Here is a 5,151-nt window from a genome sequence, read left to right as displayed (position 1 = left end):
GAAGTCGGGTTCGCCGGCTCCGAAGCCGATGACATTTTCACCGGCAGCCTGCATGGCCTTGGCCTTCGAGTCGACGGCCAACGTGGCCGAGGGAGCAATGGCGGCAAGACGTGCCGACGTTCGGGTCATGGGACGGTTCACGTTGGAAGATCCTACGGCTTCGAACGACCGTGCCTCAGCCGGTATCCATCCTCGATTGTTCACAACTCAAGCGTCAGTCCTTGCGCGCACAAACGCTACGGTCGCGCCATGGCAGCTGATGCAATGATCCGGAAGAACGTGAGTGGGCTTCCGAGCCCTGATCTCACCCCTACAGCGACCGCACTCAACAAGCCCTTGAGCGAGTGCAAGGTCGCGATCTGCACCACCGCAGGCCTTCGGTCCGCCGGCGACATCAAGCTGTGGATGGACTCTTCGTTCACCGTCCTACCGAACGAAGCTCGCGACCTCCAGCTCAGCCACTTCTCCCCCAACTTCGACCGCGCCGGCCTCACTGCCGACCTCAACACCGCCTACCCGGCCGATCGACTCAACGAACTGGTCGACGCCGGAGTCATTGGCTCGGTCGCCACGAACAACCTGTCGTTTATGGGCGCTCAGATGGACGCGACGTTCTCGGCAATCATCCAGGACACGGGCCCCGCCGCAGCGCAGATACTGATCGACGACGGCGTCGACGTGGTGATCTTCACTCCCGTTTGACCGCTCTGCACGCGCACCGTGAGTGTGCTCGCCCATGTGTTCGAACAAGCCGGTCTCGCAACCGTCGGCATCTCCCTGGTTCGCGGCCAAGCCGAAGCGGCCAAACCGCCGCGCATGCTGAACGTCGACTTCCCGCTCGGCCGACCGCTTGGCAAGCCGAACGACGCCGAGTTCCAGACCAGCGTGCTCATGGCGATGTTCGGCCTGCTCGAACGGACTGACGTGCCGGTCCTCGAAGACTTCCCCGAGTCGATCGAAGACCAGACCGGCGAGGCTCCTGGCTCCTGCCCACTCCCGCCGCGCCACAATCCCGAGCTTCACGCCGCCATCGACGAGGCCCAAGGTCTACGAAATGCGTACGACCGCAACCTCGAAGCAACAGGGGGCCGCACCCTTGTCGGACGAATCGCTGGCGTCGACGGCATCGCCGGTTTGATCGAACAGTTCATCGAAATCGAGAACGGCTCGTCGCTCGCCGACATCGGGTGGGACCCCATGACCACGATCGCCGTCGGCCAAGACGTCCGTGCGTACTACGAAGAAGCCGGCCTGCAGCTCGCCGACAACACCGGCGCCCGCCAGCTTGAGACGTGGTTCTACCACCAGACCGAAACCGGCCAATTGATCCGACGGGTCCGCGACCTGATGAAAGAACGCGAAGAAGACGGCACTGCCGTTACCTACCTCGCCCCCATGACCCAAGGCTGATTTCAGCCCTTCCTTCTTTTTTGAAAAGTCCTGGCCGACTTCTCAGTACGGACCGCAATGATGTGGCGGTGACTGAGACCCCCACCATCACCATTCCTGCTGCCCTCCTCCCGGCGGATGGGCGCTTCTGCTGCGGCCCCTCCAAGGTCCGTTCCGAGCAGATCGACGCCCTCGTCGCCGCCAGCGCGACCATCATGGGAACGTCCCATCGCAAGCCTGCGGTGAAGAACCTCGTCGGTGATGTGCGGTCAAAGTTGTCCGAGCTCTTCGCGCTGCCCGACGGCTGGGAGATCATCCTTGGCAACGGTGGATCGACCATGTTCTGGGATGCCGCGACATTCGGCCTCGTACGTGAGCGCAGCCAACACCTCGTGTTCGGCGAGTTCTCCTCGAAGTTCGCTGAGGCCTGCGCCACAGCGCCACACCTCGGCGACCCTTCCGTGATCAAGGTCGACCCTGGAAGCCATCCCGACCCGACTGCTGAAGCCGGAATCGACCTCTACGCACTCACTCACAACGAGACCTCGACCGGCGTTGCAATGGAGCTCCGTCGCCCCGCCGACACCGACGGCGCGCTCGTGGCCGTCGACGCCACCTCCGCAGCCGGCGGCCTCATGTGGGACCCCGCCGAAGTCGACGCGTACTACTTCGCACCACAAAAATGCTTCGGTTCCGACGGGGGCCTCTGGCTCTCAGCCTGCTCACCGGCAGCTCTCGAAAGGATCAACGAGATCGGCAGCTCAAATCGCTGGCGGCCCGCCTCGCTCGACCTGCAGATCGCGCTCGACAACTCGACGCAAAACCAGACGTACAACACGCCGGCCCTCGCCACCCTGGTGATGCTCGATGCGCAGCTCGACTGGATGCTCGCGAACGGCAGCCTCGCCGGCATGGCCGGTCGCAGCGCCACCTCAGCTGAGATCCTGTACTCCTGGGCCGAGTCACGTGATTGGGCAACGCCCTTTGTAACCAACCCGGCGCACCGCTCCAACGTGGTGGGCACGATCGATCTTGACGATTCGATCGACGCAACTGCGGTCAGCGACATCCTGCGCGCGAACGGCGTGCTCGATACCGACTCCTATCGCAAGCTCGGCCGCAACCAGTTGCGAGTCGGCATGTTCCCAGCGATCGACAGCGCCGACGTCGCGGCGCTCACGGCATGCATCGATCACGTCGTCGCCGCTCTCTAGCCTGAGAGGAATAGCCTGAGCGGATGCAGTCAACCGATGTGCTGAGCTTCGGAATGGGCAATATCGGCTCACTCGAGCGACCGGTCATGCTGGTCGGCCTAGAAGGGTGGTTCGATGTTGCGAGCGCGGCCACGGCTGCGGTCAACGCATTTACCTCGGCCGAGAACGCCGTCGTGGTCGGGTCGATCGACCCCGACCCGTTTTACGACTTCACGCAACAGCGTCCGCACGTCACTATCGACGACGGGGTCCGCGAAATCGTCTGGCCGACCAACGACTTCGTGCTCCAGCGGAATGGCATCGCCGGCCCAAGCGGCAAGCTGCAACGCGACGTCGTCGGGCTGATCGGCGTCGAGCCGCACTTCAATTGGCGCACCTACATCGATGCGATCATCACCGTGGCCGTTGCGATGGGTTGTGAGGCCGTCGTCACAGTCGGCGCGTCGGCCGAAGCAATCCCCCACACCCGCACGCCTCCGGTCACGGGCAGCACGGCGACGCCTGACCTGGCGGCCCGACTCGGGTTGTCGCAGCCGTCGTACCAGGGCATCACCGGAGTAGCTGGCGTCCTCAATGCTGAACTGGAAGCACGGAACATTCCGTCGATCTCACTGCGCGTCGGTATCCCGCACTACTTGATGAACGCCGAGCATCCCTTGGCAGTGTCAGCGCTCGCTCGGCACCTGAGCCATGTGCTCGACGTTCCGACCACGACCGACCTTGGCGAACAGGTCGACAACTGGCGCGACGTCCACGACGAAATCATCGCACACGATGACCAGCTCCGGATGTACGTCCGCATGCTCGAAGCCGAATTTGACCGTCGCGCCGAAGCCCAGATTCCAACCGCCGATGACCTCGGCGATCAATTCGAAAACTTCCTCCGCGACCAACGCGACGACACGTAGCCCAGGCGCCGCGAACGCCGAAGGATCAGACCTGGGCGAGGGCTTGGTCGATGTCGGCGATGATGTCGGCAATTGTCTCGAGTCCGACACTCAACCGGATCAGGCCCGGCGTGACACCAGCAGCAGCGAGGTCTTCGGGCGACAGTTGGCTGTGGGTGGTGCTCGCGGGGTGGATCACGAGGCTGCGCACGTCGCCGATGTTCGCCACATGGCTGTGCAACTCGCACGCCTCGACAAATTTCTTGCCAGCGTCTGTACCGCCCTTCAGTTCGAAGGCGACGATCGAACCGGCGCCGATGCCGTTGCTATACCTCTGCGTCCGCTCGTACCACGGGCTGTCAGGGAGACCTGCAAAGGTGACCGACTCGACCTTGTCGTGTGCAAGAAGATGCTCAGCCACAGTTTGCGCGTTTGAGAAGTGACGCTCCATGCGCAGCGAGAGTGTTTCGAGACCCTGCAGGATGAGGAATGCATTGAACGGCGAGATCGCCATGCCGAGGTCGCGCAGCATCTGGACACGCGCCTTGAGGATAAACGCTCCGTGGCCGAGCGCAGGGAAGTACGCGAGACCGTGGTAGCTCGGGTCGGGCTCGGTGAAGTTGGGGAATCGACCCGAGGCGGCATAGTCGAACGTGCCGCCGTCGACGATGGCACCACCGATTGAGGTGCCGTGACCGCCACAGAACTTGGTGAGGCTGTGCACCACAATGTCGGCGCCAAGTTCGAGCGGACGAACCATGAACGGTGTCGGCACGGTGTTGTCGACCATGAGTGGGATGCCGTTCTCGTGCGCAACAGCCGACACGCCCTCGATGTCGAACATCGCATTGCGTGGGTTGGCGAGCACTTCACCGAAGAAGACCTTCGTATTGTCCTTGACCGCTGCGCGCCATTGGTCGAGGTTGTCAGGGTCTTCAACGAAGGTGACCTCGATGCCCATCTTCGGCATCGTGTACTTGAGCAGGTTGTACGTGCCGCCGTAGAGCGAAGGCGACGCGACGACATGGTCACCCGACTCACAGAGCGTCAGCAGTGAGAGCGTTGCCGCCGACTGGCCGGAGGCGACAACAAGGGTGCCGCAGATACCGATCGCCGTGGTGCAGCCACCTTCAAGCGCGTTCACGCGTTCTTCGAGCGCGGCCTGCGTCGGGTTCATGATGCGTGTGTAAATGTTGCCAACTTCGGCAAGCCCGAACAGATTCGCAGCATGCTCCGTGTCACGGAACTCGTACGACGTCGTCTGATAAATCGGTACAGCCCGGGCGCCCGTCGTCGGGTCCGCCTCGCCGCCCACGTGAATCTGCTTGGTTTCGAATCCCCAGTTGTCGCTCATGCTGTTGAACCATAGCGCCCGATACCCGACCTACCAAGTCGGGATTGAACGCAGAGCCCACAGTTGCAGGCATTGCTGCAAAAACGACAAAAGGAGCACTCCGGAGAGCACTCCTTCTGTCAAGCACTTCGGCTTCGTTCACACGGGAGGGTTGGTGACGGGGAAACCGAAGTGGCGAATTTGTTGGCTGTATGTTAGTGCGATGCTGCCGGACTGAGAACGTCGAGCGATCAGAAAACAGCGAGGATTGTCGAAACTTTCAGCCTGGTCGATCCAGCCAACGATGAACGCGGCGAATGCGGCTGCG

The 5,151-nt window shown here is 62.5% G+C and carries 5 protein-coding genes and 1 pseudogene; 4 read left to right on the top strand and 2 right to left on the bottom strand.

The features are described 5' to 3' along the window. A pseudogene (locus tag ACH2EI_RS15480) lies at window positions 1–129 on the bottom strand (aspartate aminotransferase); the annotation flags it as partial. 120 nt (window positions 130–249) lie between these two features. On the opposite strand from ACH2EI_RS15480, the gene ACH2EI_RS15475 reads away from it, so the two are divergent. The 4 genes from ACH2EI_RS15475 (at window position 250) to ACH2EI_RS15460 (ending at window position 3,511) form a co-directional block, all read left to right on the top strand. Further along, a complete protein-coding gene (locus ACH2EI_RS15475; RefSeq protein ID WP_395152679.1) occupies window positions 250–702 on the top strand; it encodes a glycine/sarcosine/betaine reductase selenoprotein B family protein in 453 nt (150 codons plus the stop codon). Between the two features lie 18 nt (window positions 703–720). After that, entirely contained in the window at window positions 721–1,410 is a 690-nt protein-coding gene (locus tag ACH2EI_RS15470) for a hypothetical protein (RefSeq protein WP_395160687.1), read from the top strand. A gap of 62 nt (window positions 1,411–1,472) precedes the next feature. Then, window positions 1,473–2,603 (top strand): phosphoserine transaminase, encoded by a 1,131-nt coding sequence (serC, locus tag ACH2EI_RS15465; RefSeq protein ID WP_395152677.1) that lies wholly within the window; start codon window positions 1,473–1,475, stop codon window positions 2,601–2,603. Window positions 2,604–2,626: 23 nt separating this feature from the next. Next, the gene (locus ACH2EI_RS15460; RefSeq protein WP_395152676.1) at window positions 2,627–3,511 is read left to right on the top strand and encodes a PAC2 family protein; all 885 of its coding nucleotides are present in this window, start codon (window positions 2,627–2,629) and stop codon (window positions 3,509–3,511) included. 25 nt (window positions 3,512–3,536) lie between these two features. On the opposite strand, the gene ACH2EI_RS15455 is transcribed toward ACH2EI_RS15460, so the two are convergent. Continuing rightward, entirely contained in the window at window positions 3,537–4,844 is a 1,308-nt protein-coding gene (locus tag ACH2EI_RS15455; protein WP_395160685.1) for a bifunctional o-acetylhomoserine/o-acetylserine sulfhydrylase, read from the bottom strand. Between the last annotated feature and the right edge of the window lie 307 nt (window positions 4,845–5,151).

Source organism: Ilumatobacter sp., from assembly GCF_041688325.1.
Taxonomy (GTDB): Bacteria; Actinomycetota; Acidimicrobiia; order Acidimicrobiales; family Ilumatobacteraceae; genus Ilumatobacter_A.
The sequence above is the reverse complement of the archived record's forward strand: the minus strand, read 5'-3'. Positions and strand labels throughout refer to the sequence as shown.

Coding starts and splice junctions, on each gene's coding strand:
- ACH2EI_RS15475 (WP_395152679.1), top strand. CDS start 250: ATGGCAGCTGATGCAATGATCCGGAAGAACGTGAGTGGGCTTCCGAGC.
- ACH2EI_RS15460 (WP_395152676.1), top strand. CDS start 2,627: ATGCAGTCAACCGATGTGCTGAGCTTCGGAATGGGCAATATCGGCTCA.
- ACH2EI_RS15455 (WP_395160685.1), bottom strand. CDS start 4,844: ATGAGCGACAACTGGGGATTCGAAACCAAGCAGATTCACGTGGGCGGC.